This is a genomic window from Acinetobacter sp. 2JN-4 (genome assembly GCF_003687745.1).
In the GTDB taxonomy this organism is placed as follows: Bacteria; Pseudomonadota; Gammaproteobacteria; order Pseudomonadales; family Moraxellaceae; genus Acinetobacter; species Acinetobacter halotolerans.
In genome coordinates, this window is sequence record NZ_RDNY01000001.1 from 384,590 (window position 1) to 405,704 (window position 21,115).

Annotated in this window: 16 protein-coding genes and 1 pseudogene; 9 read left to right on the forward strand and 8 right to left on the reverse strand. The window is 40.7% G+C overall.

The features are described from left to right. The first annotated feature begins 6 nt into the window (after nt 1–6). The 7 genes and pseudogenes from EAH57_RS01920 to EAH57_RS01950 all read left to right on the forward strand — a co-directional run bounded on the left by EAH57_RS01920 (nt 7) and on the right by EAH57_RS01950 (nt 9,624). On the forward strand, nt 7–2,049 hold the full coding sequence (locus EAH57_RS01920) for a site-specific recombinase (RefSeq protein ID WP_121928603.1): 2,043 nt from the start codon (nt 7–9) through the stop codon (nt 2,047–2,049). A 159-nt stretch (nt 2,050–2,208) separates the two neighbouring features. Further along, a pseudogene (locus tag EAH57_RS01925) lies at nt 2,209–2,857 on the forward strand (phosphatase PAP2 family protein). Further along, nucleotides 2,844–4,067, forward strand: a complete 1,224-nt coding sequence (locus tag EAH57_RS01930) for an AdeA/AdeI family multidrug efflux RND transporter periplasmic adaptor subunit (RefSeq protein WP_121928605.1) — start codon at nt 2,844–2,846, stop codon at nt 4,065–4,067. The pseudogene EAH57_RS01925 and the gene EAH57_RS01930 overlap by 14 nt, the downstream one beginning before the upstream one ends. 12 nt (nt 4,068–4,079) lie before the next feature. After that, the gene (locus EAH57_RS01935) at nt 4,080–7,259 is read left to right on the forward strand and encodes an efflux RND transporter permease subunit (protein WP_121928606.1); all 3,180 of its coding nucleotides are present in this window, start codon (nt 4,080–4,082) and stop codon (nt 7,257–7,259) included. After that, on the forward strand, nt 7,259–8,716 hold the full coding sequence (adeK, locus tag EAH57_RS01940; protein WP_121928607.1) for a multidrug efflux RND transporter AdeIJK outer membrane channel subunit AdeK: 1,458 nt from the start codon (nt 7,259–7,261) through the stop codon (nt 8,714–8,716). The genes EAH57_RS01935 and adeK overlap by 1 nt, the downstream gene beginning before the upstream one ends. A 107-nt stretch (nt 8,717–8,823) precedes the next feature. Then, nucleotides 8,824–9,174 (forward strand): YbjQ family protein, encoded by a 351-nt coding sequence (locus tag EAH57_RS01945; RefSeq protein WP_121928608.1) that lies wholly within the window; start codon nt 8,824–8,826, stop codon nt 9,172–9,174. A gap of 9 nt (nt 9,175–9,183) precedes the next feature. Beyond that, the gene (locus tag EAH57_RS01950; protein WP_004669264.1) at nt 9,184–9,624 is read left to right on the forward strand and encodes a YbjQ family protein; all 441 of its coding nucleotides are present in this window, start codon (nt 9,184–9,186) and stop codon (nt 9,622–9,624) included. A 41-nt stretch (nt 9,625–9,665) separates the two neighbouring features. On the opposite strand, the gene EAH57_RS01955 is transcribed toward EAH57_RS01950, so the two are convergent. The 4 genes from EAH57_RS01955 to EAH57_RS01970 all read right to left on the reverse strand — a co-directional run bounded on the left by EAH57_RS01955 (nt 9,666) and on the right by EAH57_RS01970 (nt 12,648). Then, nucleotides 9,666–10,373 (reverse strand): diphthine--ammonia ligase, encoded by a 708-nt coding sequence (locus EAH57_RS01955; protein ID WP_171407359.1) that lies wholly within the window; start codon nt 10,371–10,373, stop codon nt 9,666–9,668. Beyond that, nucleotides 10,370–11,176 (reverse strand): SDR family NAD(P)-dependent oxidoreductase, encoded by an 807-nt coding sequence (locus tag EAH57_RS01960; RefSeq protein WP_121928610.1) that lies wholly within the window; start codon nt 11,174–11,176, stop codon nt 10,370–10,372. The genes EAH57_RS01955 and EAH57_RS01960 overlap by 4 nt, the downstream gene beginning before the upstream one ends. Nucleotides 11,177–11,180: 4 nt before the next feature. Then, nucleotides 11,181–11,852: a hypothetical protein gene (locus tag EAH57_RS01965; protein WP_121928611.1), complete on the reverse strand. Its 672-nt coding sequence runs from the start codon at nt 11,850–11,852 to the stop codon at nt 11,181–11,183. Nucleotides 11,853–11,967: 115 nt separating this feature from the next. Then, entirely contained in the window at nt 11,968–12,648 is a 681-nt protein-coding gene (locus tag EAH57_RS01970) for a hypothetical protein (RefSeq protein WP_121928612.1), read from the reverse strand. Between the two features lie 254 nt (nt 12,649–12,902). Here EAH57_RS01970 and EAH57_RS01975 point away from each other — a divergent pair, with 254 nt between their 5' ends. Continuing rightward, nucleotides 12,903–15,803 carry a valine--tRNA ligase gene (locus EAH57_RS01975; RefSeq protein WP_121928613.1) on the forward strand — a complete coding sequence of 967 codons (2,901 nt, stop codon included), beginning with the start codon at nt 12,903–12,905 and terminating at the stop codon, nt 15,801–15,803. A gap of 43 nt (nt 15,804–15,846) precedes the next feature. Here EAH57_RS01975 and EAH57_RS01980 read toward each other — a convergent pair whose 3' ends face one another. The 4 genes from EAH57_RS01980 to EAH57_RS01995 all read right to left on the reverse strand — a co-directional run bounded on the left by EAH57_RS01980 (nt 15,847) and on the right by EAH57_RS01995 (nt 19,259). Then, nucleotides 15,847–16,506 carry an HIT family protein gene (locus EAH57_RS01980; RefSeq protein WP_121928614.1) on the reverse strand — a complete coding sequence of 220 codons (660 nt, stop codon included), beginning with the start codon at nt 16,504–16,506 and terminating at the stop codon, nt 15,847–15,849. After that, on the reverse strand, nt 16,475–16,993 hold the full coding sequence (locus tag EAH57_RS01985) for a hypothetical protein (protein WP_121928615.1): 519 nt from the start codon (nt 16,991–16,993) through the stop codon (nt 16,475–16,477). Before EAH57_RS01985 ends, EAH57_RS01980 begins: the two co-directional genes overlap by 32 nt. Before the next feature lie 212 nt (nt 16,994–17,205). After that, nucleotides 17,206–18,225, reverse strand: coding sequence for a molecular chaperone DnaJ (locus EAH57_RS01990; protein ID WP_121928616.1), 1,020 nt, complete (start codon nt 18,223–18,225; stop codon nt 17,206–17,208). Nucleotides 18,226–18,353: 128 nt separating this feature from the next. Next, entirely contained in the window at nt 18,354–19,259 is a 906-nt protein-coding gene (locus EAH57_RS01995) for an AEC family transporter (protein WP_121928617.1), read from the reverse strand. 414 nt (nt 19,260–19,673) lie between these two features. On the opposite strand from EAH57_RS01995, the gene EAH57_RS02000 reads away from it, so the two are divergent. After that, entirely contained in the window at nt 19,674–20,861 is a 1,188-nt protein-coding gene (locus tag EAH57_RS02000; protein ID WP_004669285.1) for an ammonium transporter, read from the forward strand. Nucleotides 20,862–21,115: the final 254 nt, after the last annotated feature.

Genomic DNA, 21,115 nt, shown 5'->3' on the forward strand with positions numbered 1-21,115 from the left:
GTGTCCATGCATTTAAATTTATCTGATTTATTTTTAAAAATGCAGGAACAGCTTGATCAACCACAAGCTGTTCTTGACGAAAACCTGATTATTGAATTGGTCAATCGTTTACGTCCAAAAAACCCCAATGACGCTGAAGAGGTTAAACAACGTCTTCAAGCCTTCGTCAGAATATTGTTACTTACCCCCACTTCCGCAACTTTATTACAAGACTTCATCGTCAGATTGATGAGTCAATACAAACAGATTAGCTTATATGCTGATAGTGGAATTTTATCTTTAGATGGTTTTTGGAATCAGTTAAGTCAACGCCTAGGTGCGCACTTTCTTCCCTTAGTCGAACAAGGCAATCAACTCAGAACACTGATTGGAAAAGTTTTTCATCAAGAAAATGATCATGAGTGGTTGGATCTGATTGAAAACCAAGACTGGATTACGCTATTTAATTTAATTGGCGAAGGTCAAAGTAATACACTCGAAAAACAAATTTCTAAAAATGAACTGATTAAAGCCATTACGGTTTTGTCTTATCGGATTAGCGGTATTGGTCTATACCCTGAATTTATTAATGCTCAGCCTGATATTACCGAATATGAATCTCCGTTTTTGGCACAAAACCGAGACATTGTTGATTTCATTGAGAAGTATAAAAAACAAATCGACGACCAAGATGCAGTTGTGGTGCTTCCACCGCCAGATGCTTCGCAAGCCTTTGTAATGCTAGATCAATGTCGTGATGTTGTACTCAAGATTCGTCGCGCCACGAGGCGAATTGGTGTCAGCATTAGTTTGACTTATTTGCTTTCGTTATTAGAACAAGCCATAGACCGCATCGAACTGTTACTGAGCTTATTGGCCAGTAAAGATGAAATCCGATATAAGTCATTGGGCGAACTTCTGATCGACTTAACCAAAGCCCATTATGATGAAAAAAGTGTCCGCCACTTGCTCTCTTCAACCAGTGAACTGATTGCGTTGCAAGTGACTGAAAATGCAAGTAAAACAGGCGAGCATTATGTAAGCACAGACAAAGCAGGTTTCTTTGGCATGTACAAAGCGGCGGCTGGTGCAGGTGCGATTATTGCCATGATGGCAACCTTGAAGATATTAACCGCTCGCTTGGTACTTGCACCTTTTGCCCACGCATTCTTGTATAGCATGAATTATTCTTTGGGTTTTATGTTGATCCATGTGTTGCATTTCACTGTTGCGACCAAACAACCTGCAATGACCGCCGCTGCACTGGCCTCGACCGTTCAACAGCAAAAAGGCAGTAAAACCGCACAAATAGCTGAGTTAGCAGCGCTGATTATTAATATTATCCGTACTCAGTTTATTGCGATCCTCGGCAATATCTCGATTGCGATCCCTGTTGCAGCTCTGATCACTTTTTCATGGCAGTTTTATTTGGATGAACCTTTACTCAATCACGCCAAATCAGCAGCCTTACTACATAGCTTAAATCCTTTTACATCACTTGCAGTTCCTCATGCAGCAATCGCGGGCGTGTGTTTATTCTTTTCAGGTTTAATTGCGGGTTATTTCGATAATTTAGCTGTTTACCGCAACGTCGGTCCTCGATTAAGACAGCATCGCCGTTTGAAACGCTGGATGGGGCAACAACGTCTCGACAAGTTTGCCAATTATATTGAAACAAACTTAGGGGCTTTGGCTGGTAATTTCCTGTTTGGGATCATGTTAGGCAGTATGGGAACCATTGGCTTTATTTTAGGTCTTCCTTTAGATATCCGTCACATCGCCTTTGCTTCTGCCAATTTCATTCAAGGTTTGATGACCATTGGATCACCTGACATTGGTTTAATTGTTGTGTCATTCTTAGGTGTACTGCTGATTGGTTTAACTAACTTATTTGTGAGCTTCACCCTGACCATTATCGTGGCTTTACGTGCCCGTCGTGTTCGTTTTGCACAATGGAAACCTTTGGCGAATTTGGTCATGACGCATTTCCTCACTCGAACAAGTGATTTTTTCTGGCCACCTAAGCAACCCGTTGCCGTGGAAGAAAAAAGTACAACAGATAAAAAGTGAGACACCCATCAAATTTTGTTATGTTTTTTTACTAAACCTTAAAAACACGTCGAAATAAATTATTATAAAAGCTCAAGACTTGACCTAAAGTGTACTCAAGAGTACACTTTTAAACTTTCTATAGCCTGAAAAAATGGTTATACAAATAACGAGTTCCGCATGCCGTACCTACTACTTTGTATTGGTTGCTTTTTTTTAGTTTTGAGTGGGGTTGGATTGTTTTATCCAACCACATCAACTTTAGATCCATTGAGTATTCAAGCATTATTTGAACATCGTTCAACGGCATTGAACCATGTCGCTATTTTGCTTTCGCTATTCGGTGGAATGCCATTTTCATTATTTTTCACTGCTTTTTTGTGTGCATATCAAACTTGGATTCAAAACTATAAAAGTTTAATTTTTATCACATTGAGTGTAAGTGGAAGTATTACGATTGGTTGGCTTCTGAAATGGAGCATTGATCGAGCAAGACCTTTAGAGGTTTACCACTTGGTCCAAACTTATGGCGCATCGTTCCCAAGTGGCCATAGTCTTTATGCTGCGACCCTTGCGAGTTTAGTTATGTTGCTGCTGCAACAGCACAGATACCGTACTCCTGTCATTTTAGTATCTACTTTGTGGTTTATTATGATGGGGATATCGCGAATTTATGCAGGGGTTCACTACCCGACAGATGTACTCGCTGGTTGGGGAATTGGGTTAATTTGGACTTCGTTGCTTTGGTTATGGCTGTATCAAAGCAATTTTAACAATAATTTTTTTAGATCCAAAATCTAAATTGAGGTGGAACAATGATGTCGGCTAAGCTTTGGGCACCCGCCCTCACTGCTTGCGCATTAGCAACAAGCATTGCACTTGTTGGTTGTAGCAAAGATCCAGAAGATGCACAGCAAGCTGCTGCTGCACAAAAAATGCCACCTACTGAAGTCGGTGTTATTGTTGCACAACCGCAGAGTATTGAACAAAACGTTGAACTTTCAGGCCGAACATCTGCTTATCAAATTTCAGAAGTTCGCCCACAAACCAGTGGTGTTATTTTAAAACGTCTGTTTACTGAAGGCAGTTATGTCTCTGAAGGTCAAGCACTCTATGAGCTTGATTCTCGTGCTAACCGTGCGTCATTAGACACGGCCAAAGCTTCGCTCTTGCAACAACAAGCAAATTTAGCGTCTCTTCGGACTAAGCTAAACCGTTACCAACAGCTTGTTTCTAGCAACGCTGTATCGAAGCAAGAGTATGATGACTTACTTGGCCAAGTGAATGTCGCTGAAGCACAAGTTTCAGCGGCTAAGGCTCAAGTTAATAATGCTGAAGTTGATTTTGGTTATTCAACGATTCGCTCGCCTATTTCAGGTCAATCAAGCCGTTCATCTGTAACAGCAGGTGCGTTGGTTACAGCGAACCAAGCTGCGCCTTTGGTGACGATTCAACAACTTAATCCAATTTATGTTGATATTAACCAGTCTAGCGCCGAGTTATTGCGTTTACGCCAACAACTCAGCAAAGGCAGTTTAAGCAACAGCAACAACACCAAAGTGAAGTTAAAACTTGAAGATGGTTCAACCTATCCAATAGAAGGGCAACTCACTTTTTCTGATGCTTCGGTTAACCAAGATACTGGAACAGTAACCTTACGTGCGGTGTTCTCGAACCCAAACCATTTGTTACTTCCAGGCATGTATACGACGGCGCAAATTGTTCAGGGTGTGGTTCCGAATGCTTATTTGATTCCACAAGCTGCAGTGACACGCTTACCAACAGGTCAGGCGACGGTCATGCTGGTCAATGCCAAAGGTACGGTTGAAACACGCCCAGTCGAGACTGCAAATGTACAAGGCCAAAACTGGGTCATTACCAACGGGCTTAAAGCTGGAGACAAAGTGATTGTTGATGGTGTTGCTAAAGTGAAAGATGGTCAGGAAGTTTCAGCAAAACCTTATCAAGCTCAACCAGCAAATCCACAAAATGCAACGAAACCAGCTCAAGCAGAACAAAAAGCAACTGTGAAAGCATAAGGGGCAGATTGAATGGCTCAATTTTTTATCCATCGCCCAATCTTTGCATGGGTGATTGCACTAGTCATTATGTTGGCGGGTATCATTACGCTCACAAAAATGCCAGTTGCACAATATCCAACGATTGCCCCACCAACTGTTACGATTTCTGCAATCTATCCAGGTGCTTCAGCTCAAACTGTTGAAAACACGGTCACCCAGATCATCGAACAACAGATGAATGGCTTAGATGGTTTGCGTTATATTTCGTCTAACAGTGCTGGGAATGGTCAAGCATCTATTAACTTGAACTTTGAACAAGGTATCGATCCAGATATTGCTCAGGTCCAAGTTCAAAATAAACTACAATCAGCAACGGCGCTTTTGCCTGAAGACGTACAACGCCAAGGCGTAAAAGTGACCAAGTCTGGCGCAAGCTTCATGCAGGTCATCGCATTTTATTCGCCAGACAATAGTTTGTCAGACGCAGATATTAAAGACTATGTAAACTCAAATATTTCTGAACCGCTCAGTCGTGTTGCTGGTGTCGGTGAAATACAAGTCTTCGGTGGATCATACGCGATGCGTATCTGGTTAGATCCAGCAAAGCTAACCAGTTTTAATTTGACACCTGCTGATGTAGCGGTAGCAATTCGTGCTCAAAACTCGCAAGTAGCAGTCGGTCAGTTAGGTGGTGCGCCATCAACTGCAGGCCAAGTGCTCAATGCAACGGTGAATGCACAAAGCATGTTGCAAACACCAGAACAATTTAAAAATATTTTCCTAAAAAATACGGCAGGCGGCGCACAAGTTCGTTTAAGCGATGTCGCACGCGTTGAATTAGGCTCGGACAATTATCAGTTTGATTCTAAATTTAATGGTAAACCTGCAGGTGGTGTTGCGATTAAACTTGCAACAGGTGCCAATGCATTAGATACCGCAGAAGCTATTGAAGAACGCTTATCTGAATTACGCCATAACTATCCAAGTGGTTTAGAAGATAAGCTTGCGTATGACACCACACCATTTGTTAAGCTATCGATTGAGAGTGTTGTTCATACCTTAATTGAAGCGGTGATCTTGGTCTTTATCGTCATGTTCCTGTTCTTACAGAACTGGCGTGCCACCATTATTCCAACATTGGCAATCCCAGTAGTAGTATTGGGTACCTTTGCCGTCATCAATATTTTTGGTTTCTCGATCAATACATTAACCATGTTTGCGATGGTACTGGCAATCGGTCTACTGGTCGATGATGCCATCGTTGTGGTAGAAAACGTTGAACGTGTGATGCACGAGGAACACTTAGAACCTGTTGCGGCGACTGAAAAGTCTATGAAACAGATTTCTGGTGCCTTGGTTGGTATTACCAGTGTTTTAACAGCCGTATTCGTACCAATGGCATTCATCAGCGGAACAACTGGGGTTATTTTCCGCCAGTTCTCGATTACGCTCGTTACTGCAATGATCTTATCATTAATCATTGCTTTAACCTTTACCCCTGCCCTATGTGCGACCTTGTTAAAACAACATGATCCAAACAAAAAAGAAAGCAATAATATTTTTGCTCGCTTCTTTAGATGGTTCAACCGTAGCTTTGAAAAGCTCTCAGAAAAATACAAAAATGGTGTGAATCGTATGACTCACCATTCGATGTTTTCTCTGATCGTCTACCTTCTTACTTTCGTTGGTATTTTTGGCTTATATAAAATGCTACCAACTTCATTCTTACCCGATGAAGACCAAGGCGTGGTCATGACTTTAGTTCAATTACCACCAAGTGCAAGCCTTGAACGAACAAATAAAGTCATTGACACGGTAACTGATCATTTCCTTGATAAGGAAAAAGAGCATGTAGAGTCAATCTTTGCAGTTTCTGGTTTCTCGTTTACAGGTGTGGGACAAAATGCAGGTATTGGCTTTATTAAGTTAAAAGATTGGAGTGAGCGTAAGACACCTGAATCAAAAATCGGAGCCATCATTCAGCGTGGTATGGCACTCAATATGATCGTCAAAGATGCATCATACATCATGCCATTACAATTACCTGCAATGCCAGAACTCGGTGTCGCTTCAGGCTTTGATTTCCAGTTGAAAGATTCAGCCGGACAAGGTCATGAAAAACTGATTGCTGCACGTAATGCAATTTTAGGTATGGCATCACAAGACAAACGTCTTGCAGGTGTTCGTCCAAATGGTCAAGAAGATACACCTCAATATCAAATCATAATCGACCAAGCGCAAGCAAGTGCGATGGGTGTCAGCATTGCAGACATCAACAGTACCATGAGCATGGCTTGGGGCGGCTCTTATATCAATGATTTCGTTGATCGTGGTCGTGTGAAGAAAGTTTATGTTCAAGGTAACGCTGATAGCCGCATGATGCCTGAAGATTTGAACAAATGGTATGTGCGTAATAACAAAGCTGAAATGGTTCCTTTCTCTGGATTTGCTAAAGGTGAATGGACTTATGGTTCTCCGCGTCTGGAACGTTATAACGGCGTATCATCTGTAAATATTCAAGGTACACCTGCACCAGGTGTCAGCTCTGGTGACGCAATGTTAGCAATGGAAGAGATTATTGCCAAACTACCTTCAATGGGCTTAACAGGTTTCGACTATGAATGGACAGGTTTATCTTTAGATGAACGTGATTCTGGTAGCCAGACGGGTCCATTATTGGTCTTCTCATTACTGATCGTATTCTTGTGTCTTGCTGCATTATATGAAAGCTGGTCTGTACCCGTAGCTGTCTTGCTGGTGGTCCCACTCGGTATTATTGGCGCATTTACTTTGACGTGGTTAGGCATGACAATTAAAGGAGATCCAAATTTATCCTTTAACATTTACTTCCAAGTCGCAATTGTTGCCGTGATTGGTCTTTCTGCAAAAAATGCGATCCTGATCGTTGAGTTCGCCAAAGAATTGCAAGAACAAGGGGAAGAGCTTTTTGAAGCAACATTACATGCTGCAAAAATGCGTTTACGTCCAATCATTATGACCACACTTGCATTTGGCTTAGGTGTTTTACCATTAGCGCTTTCAAGCGGTGCTGGTGCAGCTAGTCAACATTCTGTTGGTTTCGGTGTATTGGGTGGCGTCCTTTCTTCAACACTTTTAGGTATCTTCTTTATCCCTGTCTTCTTCGTGTGGATTCGTAGTATCTTTAAGTACCAACCAAAAACTACAAACATTCAGGAGCATAAATCGTGATGCAAACAGTATGGTCTATTTCAGGTCGTAGCATTGCGGTATCTGCACTTGCGCTTGCTTTGACTGCATGTCAAAGCATGCGCGGCCCAGAACCGGTCGTGAAAACCGATATTCCAGAAAGCTATGCATATAACAGCGCTTCTGGTACTTCTATTGCTGAACAGGGTTATAAGCAATTCTTTGCTGACCCTCGCCTGCTTGAAGTGATTGATTTAGCTTTGAGTAACAACCGTGACTTGCGTACAGCAACTTTAAATATTGAACGTGCGCAACAACAGTATCGAATTACACAAAACAACCAACTCCCAACAATTGGGGCAAGTGGTAGTGCAATTCGTCAAGTTACCCCTACCCGTGATCCAAATAACCCATATTCAACTTATCAAGTTGGTTTGGGTGTGACCGCTTATGAGTTAGATTTCTGGGGCCGAGTTCGTAGCCTAAAAGACGCTGCACTCGACAGTTATCTTTCGACTCAAAGTGCGCGTGACTCAACACAAATCAGTTTGATTAGTGAAGTGACACAAGCGTGGCTGAGTTATTCATTTGCGACTGCAAATTTGAAACTTGCAGAACAGACATTTAAAGCACAACAAGACTCTTATAACCTGAACAAAAAGCGTTTTGATGTCGGTATCGACAGTGAAGTGCCTTTACGTCAGGCTCAGATTTCAGTTGAAACTGCGCGTAATGATGTTGCAAATTATAAAACTCAAATTGCTCAGGCAAGCAACTTGTTGAACCTATTGGTAGGTCAACCTGTACCGCAAAACCTATTGCCTAAGCAACCTGTGCAACGTGTTACGCAGCAAAATGTATCGTCTGCTGGTTTACCGAGTGATTTACTCAATAACCGTCCTGATGTTAAAGCTGCGGAATATAATTTAAGTGCTGCAGGCGCAAATATTGGTGCTGCAAAAGCGAGATTATTCCCGACCATTAGTCTGACAGGTACAGCAGGTTATGCATCAACCGATTTGAGTGATCTTTTCAAATCAGGCAATGCATCATGGTCAATCGGACCAAGTCTCGATTTACCAATTTTTGACTGGGGCACTCGTAAAGCCAATATCAAAATCTCTGAAACTGATCAGAAAATTGCACTGTCTAACTATGAAAAGTCTGTACAGTCTGCGTTCCGTGAAGTGAATGATGCACTGGCAACACGCGCCAATATTGGCGAACGCCTAACGGCTCAACGCCGTTTAGTTGAAGCAACCAATACCACCTATAAACTATCTAATGCTCGCTTCCGTGCAGGTATTGATAGCTACTTAACCGTATTGGATGCTCAGCGTTCTGCGTACTCAGCAGAACAAGGTCTATTGTTGTTACAACAAGCTGAACAAAATAATCAGGTTGAGCTGTATAAAACATTGGGTGGTGGTCTAAAAGCCACAACGAATGAAACTGTAGCACCTCAGCTTTCGAGTTCTGAAAAGCACTACACACCATAATCTTTGTGTTTTTTTCAAGAAAAGCTCACTTCGGTGGGCTTTTTTATTGCAAGCATGCTCAATATTTCTTATCTTCAAGGTCAATGTTTAATGGTATAAAAAATACGATGTTATTGAGCAATTTAGAATCTGTTCCCAGTCACGAGATTTTACGTCAAATTGATGTTGTTTATGGCAGTACAGTTCGCAGTAAACATGTCGGTCGAGACTTTCTTGCTGGTCTAAAAAATATTGTCGGGGGAGAATTAACAGCCTATACCGAATTGTTAGAAGAGTCTCGCCAAGAAGCGATGCAACGTATGATTGAGAAAGCAAAAGGCTTGGGTGCCAATGCTGTCGTCGGGATTCGTTTTTCCACATCGAATATTGCACAAGGCGCTTCAGAGCTTTTTGTTTATGGCACTGCTGTGGTGGTACAACCGATTGTTCCAAAACTCCCAGATCCATTTAGTTCATAGGAAAATGCAATGGATGGCTTAATTTTTCAAATTGTCATTTTCCTGATTCTCTTTTCTGTAGGTTGGGGCTTTGGTCGTTATAACGAACAAAAACATTTGAGAGAGCTAGATGAAAAAGAGCGCTTGTTGGCCGATATTCAATTGGATAGCCGTCGATTTGCAAGCAGCGAGCATGCTGGGCATTTAATTAGCAGCAATGTGGTCATTTCACATGATTATTTTAAATTCATACTTGCATCGATTAAAAATATCTTAGGTGGCCGCTTAATCAGTTATGAAAGTGTCGTCGAACGCGCTCGTCGCGAAGCGATTGTCCGTTTAAAACAACAAGCTAGATCCATGGGAGGCAATCAGATTTTAGGCGTGCGCCTCAGCACCACTGAAATGGGAATGCAAGGTGGAATGGTTGAAGTGTTTGCCTATGGCACAGTGATCATCACACCGCATTAAAAAAATGTCCTGTGCAATTTCAATTGGACAGGACATCCACCTTACGCTGCAAAAATCGCTTGCCAATAGTGATAGATTTTTTCCTCACCATCCTCCAATTTAAACTCATAAGACATCTTGCGAGTTTCAATAATTTCAAAATCTACAGGATGCTTGAATATCGCCCCTGCATAAGCGAAAGTGTGGTATTCACCATTTTCACCACATACATCAACCTCTGCGGGCATTCGCTCGATTAAGGCTGCATCAATATCTTGCCCAATAAAACTGTCATCTAGCTTGGTCGCATCGGTCACAATAATTTTGGTGCGAATCCCAGAAGCTAGAAAATCCTGCATCACCTCAGTTGAATTGAGATTCCATATCGGTTCAACCACTTCGATCCCTAAAGGATGTAAACGATCTTCTCGATATTTGCGTACATCACTGAGGTAAATATCCCCAAAGATAAAATGTTGAACACCCTGTGATTTAAAATGATTTGCCGCGTCCTGCATTCGTTGTTCATAGATATTTATATCTTTGGGCAACAGCACTGGGTACAACGGAATCCCAATACTTTCAGCTTGCTTTTCAAGCAGCGCATGTGGAATGGCATGCATCGAAGACAATTCAGTTTCTTCATTGACCGTTGTTAATAATGCAACAACTTCGAACTCATTTTGCTGCAATACAGTATAAAGCGCTAAAGCTGAATCTTTTCCGCCACTCCAATTAAAGACTGCTTTTTTACGACTACTCACACTTATTTCACTTTGCTTTTACGAATCATTTTGTACAACAAACTTGGTGACAAGCGCGATACCAACACACCTAGTTGCTCTTTTTTACCGCCGACCACAATATACTCTTCACCAGCCATTAGCGATGCAACCACACGTTCCGCAAAAATATCAGCATCTAAGCCATTTTCAATCGCTTCATCTTGATGACCTTGTGGCTTTCCTTCACCATTTAAGGCATTAAAGGAAACATTGGTTTTGACAAAACCAGGGAACACCACGGACACGTCAACCCCATCTTTAGCCACTTCGGCACGCAAGCTATTTGCCCACATGTGAATTGCGGCTTTGGCAGCAGAGTAACTCGCACGGTATTGCGTACCCAACAAACCAGCGACACTCGAAACAAAGATCACACGACCTGATTTTTGCTTTAAAAAAGTCGGCAATATCGTTTTGGTCAAGAACACTTGCGAGAAATAATCCACTTCCATAATAGTACGTTCAGCTTGCATAGTGGTGTCTTGAATCAAAGCGCGTTGGCTCAGTCCAGCATTATTGATAAGCCAATCAATACGTCCTTTACATGCCAAGACTTGCTCATAAGCATGACGAACTTGTGCTTCATCGGTAATATCAGCGGCAATTGAAATATGTTGCTCAGGCTTGAGTAGACCGATGCGAACGGCTTCTAACTCGTCGTAACGGCGTGAGGTCAACACCACCTGCGCACCTTGCAAAGCACATTCACGTGCCAAGGCTTTACCTAAACCAGAAGATGCTCCAGTAATCCATACCACTTTATTTTCAAGAGTTTTAAGCTTTGCCATATCTCTATCCTCTGTCAGTTGGGTGACGCATAAATTTTAGGAAATAATCAACATAAGTTACTGCCACTTGCTGATCAAGTTGCGTCGCTAACTTTTCTAGACGCTTATAACCGAGATGTGTGGTCATATTGATCACACCATTTAAAGTTTTATCGACCACAAAATTGAACTTTAAACATTTTTTAGGTTCACGAATTAAGTGGGTAACCCCTGCATCAATCACTTCTGTCAATCGTTTCAGAGCATTTGCAATTTCACGACTATCGCCTTCAGCAAGTTTTTGGGCTGAAGTCATCACCTGCTCAGCAAGCTTTTGCTCTACAGGATAAGTCATGTAAATCATGTCATCTTCGATTAAAAGCGTTTTCGATAAATATTCCACCAAAGGGACTAAACGTTCATTGCTAAAAAATGAAATAGACCATGGCATATATTTCCGAACAGCTTCTAATATTTGCTGAATGACTTTTTCTGATTCACCTGTTTTAGAATAGTCTTGATTTTCGTGTAATAGCACCATGAAGACTTGTTCAATCACTTCACAAGCCATTTCAGACAGAACACTCCCCAATGCATTTGCCTGACTTTCTTTGCTCGCTTGCAATAATTGTGTCCGAATATGGGCAAATCTTGCGTAAGTATCTGCATGAATATTTAAATAAACGGCGGTCTTCATCCTCACAACCTTAATTTTTTGAGTTCCATAAAAAAAGACTTGTCAAAACAAGCCTTTCATCAAATTAAATGATCTTTTATATCGTTTTGGCTTTCCCTACCGACTTTAGCACAACCTAATTCGGTTCTGTATGCATAAGTGCCAAAAAATGATTCACACATGCGGTAGCTGCTCCAGTGTCGACCTGTGTTCCCATTTTCTCTAAGCGCTTATAACTTAATTGTGCGGTCACATTAATAACGCCACTTAATGTTTTATCCACCACCCGATTAAAGTTCAGACATTTCTTCGGCTCACGAATCAAATTGGTTACACCTAAATCTACGATGTGAATCAATGTTTGAAAAACATCCATCATGTCCTTGATTTCATTTTGTTTTAATTGTTCCACCAAGGTATGTACTTGTTGTACCAAGTGCTGGTCTATCGGATAAGAAACATAGACCTGTTCATCATGATATTTGATCATATCTGAAAAATAATTGACAAAAGGACATAAACGATCATTGCTAAACAGAGCAATCGACCACGGCATATATTTGCGTACTGCGCCCGTGATTTGCTGAATGACTTTTTCTGATTCTGCTGAATTTTGTTGGGTCAAATGGGAGGGTTTACGGTTTTGAATCAGTAAGACCGAGAATACTTGCTCAACGATGTCACATGCAATCTCGGAAAGCACCTCCCCCAAAACGCGGGATTGGCTTTCATTACTGCCCGCATTTAATTGTTGCCGGATCGACTCAAACTGCCCATGTGTAACGTCGTTAATTTTCAAAAGAATTGAATAACTCATATGAACCATCCCTTTATTTAAGTTTTTAGCATTGTTATTTTGTTGTTTTATGCATCATCATTATTTAGTTATGTGATCCAATATACATAAACTTAACGTTTTATTCGTAAAAAACCAACGCATTTCGTCGGCTTGTTGCAACTTTGTGAAGTTATTTAATGAGATAAGCTTAGGCATCAGTGAAATGACAACAGATTCGACAGATTTTTGCTACAATAGACACAATTTTTTATTCTATTTTGATCTTCTGTACTATGACTGACGCTCAATCTGCTCAAAATATCGCAACCACTTACGATCCAACTAAGATCGAGAAAAAATGGTACCAAACTTGGGAACAAAAAGGTTATTTCAAACCGTCAGGTCAAGGTGAATCATTCTGTATCATGATTCCACCGCCGAACGTCACTGGTAGCTTGCATATGGGGCATGGTTTTAACAATGCCATCATGGATGCACTGACCCGTTATAACCGTATGTCAGGTAAAAACACCTTGTGGCAACCAGGTACAGACCATGCAGGTATCGCAACGCAAATGGTGGTTGAACGTCAATTGGGTGCTCAGGGTGTTAGCCGTCATGACTTAGGTCGTGAAAAATTCATCGAAAAAGTTTGGGAATGGAAAGAACAATCAGGCGGTACGATTACACGTCAAATCCGTCGTCTAGGTTCTTCGGTAGATTGGTCACGTGAACGCTTCACCATGGATGAAGGTTTATCGAATGCAGTGAAAGAAGTCTTTGTAAAACTACATGAAGATGGTTTGATTTATCGTGGTAAACGTCTGGTTAACTGGGATCCGAAGTTACAAACCGCCCTTTCTGACCTAGAAGTAGAATCTGATAAAGAAGAAGCAGGTTCACTGTGGCACTTCAAATATTTCTTTGAAGACAAATCACTGCGTACGCATGATGGTAAAGACCACATCGTGGTTGCAACAACGCGTCCTGAAACATTATTGGGTGATACCGCAGTTGCCGTAGCGCTTGATGATGAACGCTATTCGCACCTTGTGGGTCAAAACATTATCCTACCAATCACAGGTCGTGCAGTTCCAATCGTTAAAGATGAATATGTCGATAAAGAATTCGGTACAGGCTGTGTAAAAATCACCCCCGCACATGACTTCAATGACTATGAAGTCGGTAAACGTTGCGAATTGCCAATCATCAATATCTTCAATAAAAATGCAGAAGTATTGGCTGAGTTTGAATACATCGCGAAAGCAGGTGAGCAAATTTCTAAAACCACCCCTGCTCCTGCGGACTATATTGGTTTAGAGCGTTTTGTAGCACGTAAGAAACTGGTTGAACAAGCAGAAGCTGAAGGTTGGTTAGACCAAATTCAACCTTATACGTTGAAACCACCTCGCGGTGACCGTTCGGGCGTGATCGTTGAGCCATTATTAACGGATCAATGGTATGTAAAAATTGCGCCATTGGCTGAACCTGCGATTAAAGCGGTGAAAGATGGTGACATTAAATTTGTACCTGAACAGTACAGCAACATGTACATGGCGTGGATGAATAATATCCAAGACTGGTGTATTTCACGTCAGCTTTGGTGGGGTCACCGTATCCCAGCTTGGTACGATGCTGAAGGCAATATCTATGTTGGTCGTGACGAAGCTGAAGTGCGTACTAAAAACAACATCCCTGCTGATGTTGCATTAAACCAAGATGAAGATGTACTCGATACATGGTTCTCATCTGCGCTTTGGACGTTCTCAACTTTAGGTTGGACCGGTGATGCCAAGAAAGATGCAGAAAACTATTTCCTCAAGACTTTCCACCCAACAGATGTTTTAGTCACTGGTTTTGACATCATCTTCTTCTGGGTTGCTCGTATGATTATGTTTACGATGCATTTCATGAAGAATGAAGATGGTACGCCACAAGTACCGTTTAAAACGGTTTACGTTCATGGCTTAGTCCGTGATGGCGAAGGTCAGAAAATGTCGAAGTCTAAGGGTAACGTACTAGACCCACTCGATTTGATCGACGGTGTCGACCTTGAAGACCTCGTACAAAAACGTACCACGGGTTTGATGAATCCGAAACAAGCAGCGAAGATTGAAAAATCAACGCGCAAAGAATTCCCAGAAGGTATTCAAGCTTACGGTACGGATGCAGTTCGCTTCACATTCTGCGCCCTAGCCAACACAGGTCGTGACATTAAGTTCGATATGAAGCGTGTTGAAGGCTATCGTAACTTTGCCAACAAGATCTGGAACGCAACGCGTTTCGTCATGATGAACTGTGAAAACCAAGAAATTAGTTCTGAAATCCGTCAAGATCTTTGGGAACTGCCTGAACAGTGGATCGTAAGTCGTCTGCAAAAAGCAGAAGCTGCGGTACAACAAGCCTTTGCGACTTACCGTTTAGATTTGGCTGCGCAAGCGATTTACGAATTCATTTGGAATGAATACTGTGACTGGTATGTTGAACTGACTAAGCCAGTTCTGAATGATGAAAATGTATCGGTTGAACGTAAAGCTGAAGTGCGTCGTGTACTCCTTGCAGTAATGGAAGCATCTTTGCGTCTTGCACATCCGTTGATGCCGTATTTGACTGAAGAAATTTGGCAAACACTTGCACCGAAACTTGGTATCTCAGGCGAAAGTATTATGCTTGCGCAATATCCTGTTGCGAATCCTGAGCGTGTAAACGAACAAGCCGAAGCTGATATGTTGTGGTTACAAGGCTTGATTGGTGCGGTGCGTAACATCCGTGGTGAAATGGGCTTAGGTAATGCACGTTTACTGCCAGTGTTGCTTCAAAACACCACTGAAGCTGAAAAAGCACAGATCACACGTATTGAAGCGTTGTTTAAAGCTTTGGCAAAAGTAGAAAGTATTACGTTCTTGGCTGATGCTGAGCAACCACCATTGTCTTCTTCTTCTGTTGTGGGTCATGTATCAGTATTTGTACCAATGAAAGGCTTAATTGATCCTAAAGCTGAACTCGGTCGCCTACAAAAAGACTTAGACAAAGTGCAAAAGCAGCATGACCAAATTGCAACTAAATTGGGCAATGAAGGTTTTGTCGCGAAAGCACCTGCGGCTGTGGTTGAAGGTGAAAAAGTGAAATTGGCTGAGTTTGCTGATCAGTTAGTGAAGATTAAAGCGAATATGGAGCAGATTGCTGCGCTTTAGGCACTAGTTCGATTCAAAAAATCCCCTCGAATGAGGGGATTTTTTATATAAAATTTTCAAAGTTTAAAATAACTTTTTTAATTGAAGATATATTTCTTTCTATTCTCCAATCCCAATCAGTTTCACCTATTGCTGTTTTATAAAGATACCTAAGATATTGTGATTTCACATTTTCATCAGTTCCAACCCACTCACCACAATTATTTTTAAACCAAATATAGCCACTACTTTTAATTGATTTTAATTCTGTATTATCTAAAAAAAATGACTGCGAAATTTTCGTAACAGATAAATTCTCTAAAAAAAATGGCAAAACTGCTTTATGGTCCAAAACACAATGAATATGGGCGTGTTCTATACAATTTTTCCTATTTGAAAAGCCTGTACCATGTTCAAAAAAGAGAACTTGAGATTGAAATTTTTCTAAATAATAATTTTCAATTTTACATATAACCTCTAACAGATGCTGCCTTTCACTATCTGAAAGTACTGAAAAATTCTTTACATGCCTATTGGGTACAAGCAGTATATGGCTATCATTTAAAGCACCTATACTTGGTACTATTGAAAAAAAATTGTCCGAATACAAAATAAACTGATCTTCAAATAGATTCTTTAAATTAAAACCATTTAAAAGATGTTCGTTTTTTAATTCTGCACATAAATTGCATTCATTCATTTGAATTTCGATCTGGGACGACATTTTCAATCCATTTAGATAATTTTGTTAAAATAATGTCCGAAAAATATCCTAGTAAAAAACTGAACGCAAATGCCGTCTTATTATTAAGCCCATTTTTTAACTCTAGGGGGAAAAAATCTGAAATGACAAGCAAATAAGTAGTAAATGCAATTAAAGCTGATATTAAAGGTGATAATATGCGCCAATAAAATTTACTAGATTGCCATATACACTGATATTGATCATTCCGACCACGAGCAGTAACTCGATAGAACCATTTTGCAACAAAAGCCCAACCACCCAAATAACCAGCTAAAAAGCTAAGCATTAAAGTCTTTTTCCCCTCATCAAATAGTTCAAAAATTGTCCAATTTGTTGTTAGAAGTGAAAAAATAAATCCTAAGCATATAAAAAGACTTATTAACAAGTAGAAAAATTCAAAAATTATTTGGTGCTTCCCTTCTTTGAAAAAAGGTACTAAGTCACTTACTTTTAAATCGTTTGACACGTTTCTCCCCTATAAATTTATAATTATTTAAATACAATCAATTATACATTTTTTATGATTTAAATATCTTCCTTTTATCAAGCCTATTTTCATAAATTTCTCAATTCATTTAAATGTTTTTTCTCAATAAAAAGGAAAGTATCTTTTAAATATTTACCTCTTGTTTGATACATAATAACAATACTATCTCCTTTCTACAGATGGAGAATGAATTAAAGCACCCCATACCCCAACAACATCTCTACCCCACTCACCTTTTTCATATGCTTTAAACGTTCTTTTTCCCACTTCAACTGCTGCTTTAACTCAGCACAATCTGCATCTATAGTTTTATACACATCACTAATATGCACATGCTCCGCTTTCACCTTCTTCGCCAACTGAAAAGAATCTAAAATCTCACTAATTTGACTTTCAAGCTGCTGACTTTGCGCATCCAAAGCCAGTTTATAAAACTTCACCTGCTCTGCTGATAACTCTTTCACCCCTATACCTTTATTCTGTTCAAGCTGTAACTGGAGTTTCAACAAATAAAACAAATCCTGCTGTTCATAGGCCTGACTTGCCTGCTGAAACAACTCAGTTTTTTCTTCTTTCTTGGTCTCATCTTGTTCACGGTCAGGATGAATCATGGCAGCAATTTTTAAATACACTGTTTTTAGCGACTGTGCTGCCATTTGCTCAGCTTGTTCACGTTTCTGTTGTTGTCTAAGTTGTTTGGCTTGTTCACGAGCTTGTTGTTGTTCCGCAGCATACTGCTCAAAATTATCTTCTTCTAATTCTGCACTTTGCTCAAAACTCTCATTTTGTTCAAACTTGGCTGACTGCACCTTCTTAGACTTTTTAATCGATTGTTGTGCATGTTGCTGATAAAAGCTATCGATTTGCTGCACCAGCTTTAACTGTTCATCAGTCAACATCTGAGAGCGTTTCAACATGTGCGCAAGTTGGGCAATTTTCTCATCTAGTTGTTGCACATCAACTTTGGAAAACTCATGGCTGTGCAACAGATTCCACAGTTGCTCTAACTGCTGAAATAACACCTCATGTAGTTCATGATACACAGGCATCAGTTTTTGCCGCGTGTGCTGTTGAATTTCGGCTTGGGCATTTTTCCATGTGGAAAGACTGATTTTTTGCTGTTCTATTTTATCAATCAGGCGATTCAGCTTTTTCTGCTGTGCAGACGGCTCAGCTCCTTGCTGTAAGCTGACTTTGAGACCAAAGGACATGCTCATCCACCTGAAAAGGAAAAAGTGTAGCAACAATCAAACGATGAAGGTAGTAAACCTTCCTTTGTGTATGAAACAGCATGGTATTTTTAAAAGAACCCAAAGTGGCTAGCTCAGGTATTCATCGCTTAAGATATCCACCAAATCACCAATGGCAAGGTCACGGCGGCACATAAGGTCTGAAAGCTAATTACGGCGGCCATCAGTTGACTATCTCCACCCAACACCTTTGTTAAAATATAAGCCGCAGAAGCCGTTGGCAGAGCAAAGAACACCACTAAAATTTGAGTTTGTAAACTTGGCAAGCCCAACCATGTACATACGAGAAAAGCCAATGCAGGTACAGCCAAGAGTCGGGCAAAAGTATCAGCTAATAACACTACAATATCTTTTTTCATCTGCATAAACTGTAAAGCCGCGCCAACACATAACAAACCTAGTGGCAAACTCGATGCTGAAAAAAGCTTGATCAAACTAGAAAGGCCATCCCAAATCGGAATGTTTAATACATTGACCAACCCACCCACAATACAAGAAACAATCAACGGATTTTTCAGCAATGCAATCAAAACAGGCTTGATCGCCATCTGCTCTTTGGTGGTTAAAGCCAGCACTGAAATCACATTGACCAATGGAATGCAAAGCGCCAGTAAAATCACCAAAATCGCCATCCCTTCTTTTTGAAAGAGAGAGGCGACCAACGCTAAACCAATATAAGTATTGAAACGGACCATACTCTGGACATGCACACCAAAACGCGCGGGCTGAATATCCCAAAACATTCGTAATACATACATGACAGCCGTGACCGTCAGCACCACGATCAACATCGCGATAACAGCGCTACTCAGACTGTGCAAATCAATTTTTGTGGTCGCTAAAGTATTGAATAATAAAGCTGGAAATAAAATATAGTAATTTAACTTCTCTGCCCCAGCCCAAAACTCTTTACTCAGGAAATGGTATTTTTTAAAAATATATCCTGATGCAATGAATGCAACCAAAGGAAACAGGGCCAGAACAATATTATTCATTACTTTACTCAGCTTTTATTTCTACTGTTCATTGGCGTTTTTGCAATGAACCCAACACGCCATTTATTAAAGATGATTTATACACATATTAAAACCAGTTTTTCCTCCCCATAAACCCAACATGATTTTTGAAACCTAGAACATCGTACTTCTAATTCTCATTCAAGCGTTGCAATGTTGCACGGCTCATTAAAAATAGCGCGATCTATTTGATATATATTTATAGGTGCACCACTTTTCACCAAAAATAAAATACACTTTCTAAATTGGTGCGTTTTTTGCATAGCTTAGTGCATCAAAATGAGCTTCCTTAAGATGGCTCAAGTTCTTTAGATTCGATAAATCCATTTTGGTGCAAAAAATGATCATTTATTTTGCATCAGAATTAGATTTAGCACTTATATCGAGCATGTTATGCAAAATGTAGACATCTTTTTTCTATTACTTGGTGCCGTATTGGTGCTTGCAATGCACGCAGGATTTGCATTCCTCGAGTTAGGCACAGTACGTCACAAAAACCAAGTCAATGCTCTCAGCAAAATCCTGACAGACTTCTGTATCTCAGCCATCGCCTACTTCTTCGTTGGTTATTGGATTGCCTATGGTCAAAACTTCCTTGTAACAGGTGAGCTGTTATCAGCCAATCATGGCTATGACCTAATGCGTTGCTTCTTCTTACTCACCTTTGCAGCCGCCATTCCAGCGATTGTTTCTGGTGGTATTGCAGAACGTGCAAAGATGCGTTCGCAAGCATTAGCGACTTTACTGCTGGTCGCCCTGATCTATCCATTCTTTGAAGGTATGATCTGGAATGGTAACTATGGTGTGCAAACGTGGTTAGAAAACCAATTTGGTGCACCCTTCCATGACTTTGCCGGCTCAGTGGTTGTTCATGCCATGGGCGGTTGGATTGCGCTAGCGGCGGTGCTGTTGTTAGGTGCTCGAAATGGTCGCTACAAAAAAGATGGTCGTGTTAGTGCTCATCCACCGTCATCAATTCCATTCCTTGCTTTAGGTTCATGGATTTTGATTGTTGGTTGGTTCGGCTTTAACGTGATGAGTGCGCAACGTGTCGAAGCCATCTCTGGACTGGTAGCCATTAACTCACTTATGGCGATGGCTGGTGGTACGTTGGCAGCCAACTTTATGGGTAGAAATGACCCTGGTTTCTTACACAATGGTCCGCTGGCAGGTCTTGTAGCAATCTGTGCTGGGTCAGATATTGTGCATCCAATTGGGGCATTGATGATTGGCGCATGTGCAGGTGCAATCTTTGTTTACTTCTTCACTTACACGCAAAACAAACTTAAAGTCGATGATGTACTCGGGGTATGGCCTTTACATGGTGTCTGTGGTGCTTTTGGTGCCGTTGCAGCAGGAATATTTGGTCAACAAGCACTTGGTGGTTTAGGTGGTGTTTCTTTTATTTCTCAATTGATCGGCACGGGTTTAGGGATTAGCGTTGCGTTGATTGGTGGTTTTATCGTCTATGGTTTATTAAAACTGACGATTGGCATCCGCTTATCAGCAGAAGATGAATATCGTGGTGCTGACCTTTCGATTCATAAGGTTTCAGCAAATTCTGACGAATCAATGTTCTAATTTTTCAATATCTTAAAGCGGCTTAATGCCGCTTTTTTTGTGTCTTAAAGAAATCTTCTGATTCGCTTATTCTCCTCTCCGCTGTCTTAGTGAAAGCGGCACATCTATGCTAGATCCTCATCATCATTCGATACGCACTGAAATTTTATCTTATCTCTTGCCTTGTCTAAAAAATACAAATCATGGCACACATTATGCTTTCTATTTCCTGCAATTTTTACTGTAATTCACCGATTTAAAAATTGCTTAATTCA

What these genes read in the sequence shown, in the direction of transcription:
- EAH57_RS01945 (WP_121928608.1), top strand. Translation starts at nt 8,824, where the DNA reads ATGTTATTGAGCAATTTAGAATCTGTTCCCAGTCACGAGATTTTACGT.
- EAH57_RS01920 (WP_121928603.1), top strand. Translation starts at nt 7, where the DNA reads ATGCATTTAAATTTATCTGATTTATTTTTAAAAATGCAGGAACAGCTT.
- EAH57_RS01935 (WP_121928606.1), top strand. Translation starts at nt 4,080, where the DNA reads ATGGCTCAATTTTTTATCCATCGCCCAATCTTTGCATGGGTGATTGCA.
- adeK (WP_121928607.1), top strand. Translation starts at nt 7,259, where the DNA reads ATGCAAACAGTATGGTCTATTTCAGGTCGTAGCATTGCGGTATCTGCA.
- EAH57_RS01970 (WP_121928612.1), bottom strand. Translation starts at nt 12,648, where the DNA reads ATGAGTTATTCAATTCTTTTGAAAATTAACGACGTTACACATGGGCAG.
- EAH57_RS01995 (WP_121928617.1), bottom strand. Translation starts at nt 19,259, where the DNA reads ATGAATAATATTGTTCTGGCCCTGTTTCCTTTGGTTGCATTCATTGCA.
- EAH57_RS01930 (WP_121928605.1), top strand. Translation starts at nt 2,844, where the DNA reads ATGATGTCGGCTAAGCTTTGGGCACCCGCCCTCACTGCTTGCGCATTA.
- EAH57_RS01990 (WP_121928616.1), bottom strand. Translation starts at nt 18,225, where the DNA reads ATGTCCTTTGGTCTCAAAGTCAGCTTACAGCAAGGAGCTGAGCCGTCT.
- EAH57_RS01975 (WP_121928613.1), top strand. Translation starts at nt 12,903, where the DNA reads ATGACTGACGCTCAATCTGCTCAAAATATCGCAACCACTTACGATCCA.
- EAH57_RS01965 (WP_121928611.1), bottom strand. Translation starts at nt 11,852, where the DNA reads ATGAAGACCGCCGTTTATTTAAATATTCATGCAGATACTTACGCAAGA.
- EAH57_RS02000 (WP_004669285.1), top strand. Translation starts at nt 19,674, where the DNA reads ATGCAAAATGTAGACATCTTTTTTCTATTACTTGGTGCCGTATTGGTG.
- EAH57_RS01960 (WP_121928610.1), bottom strand. Translation starts at nt 11,176, where the DNA reads ATGGCAAAGCTTAAAACTCTTGAAAATAAAGTGGTATGGATTACTGGA.
- EAH57_RS01980 (WP_121928614.1), bottom strand. Translation starts at nt 16,506, where the DNA reads ATGTCGTCCCAGATCGAAATTCAAATGAATGAATGCAATTTATGTGCA.
- EAH57_RS01950 (WP_004669264.1), top strand. Translation starts at nt 9,184, where the DNA reads ATGGATGGCTTAATTTTTCAAATTGTCATTTTCCTGATTCTCTTTTCT.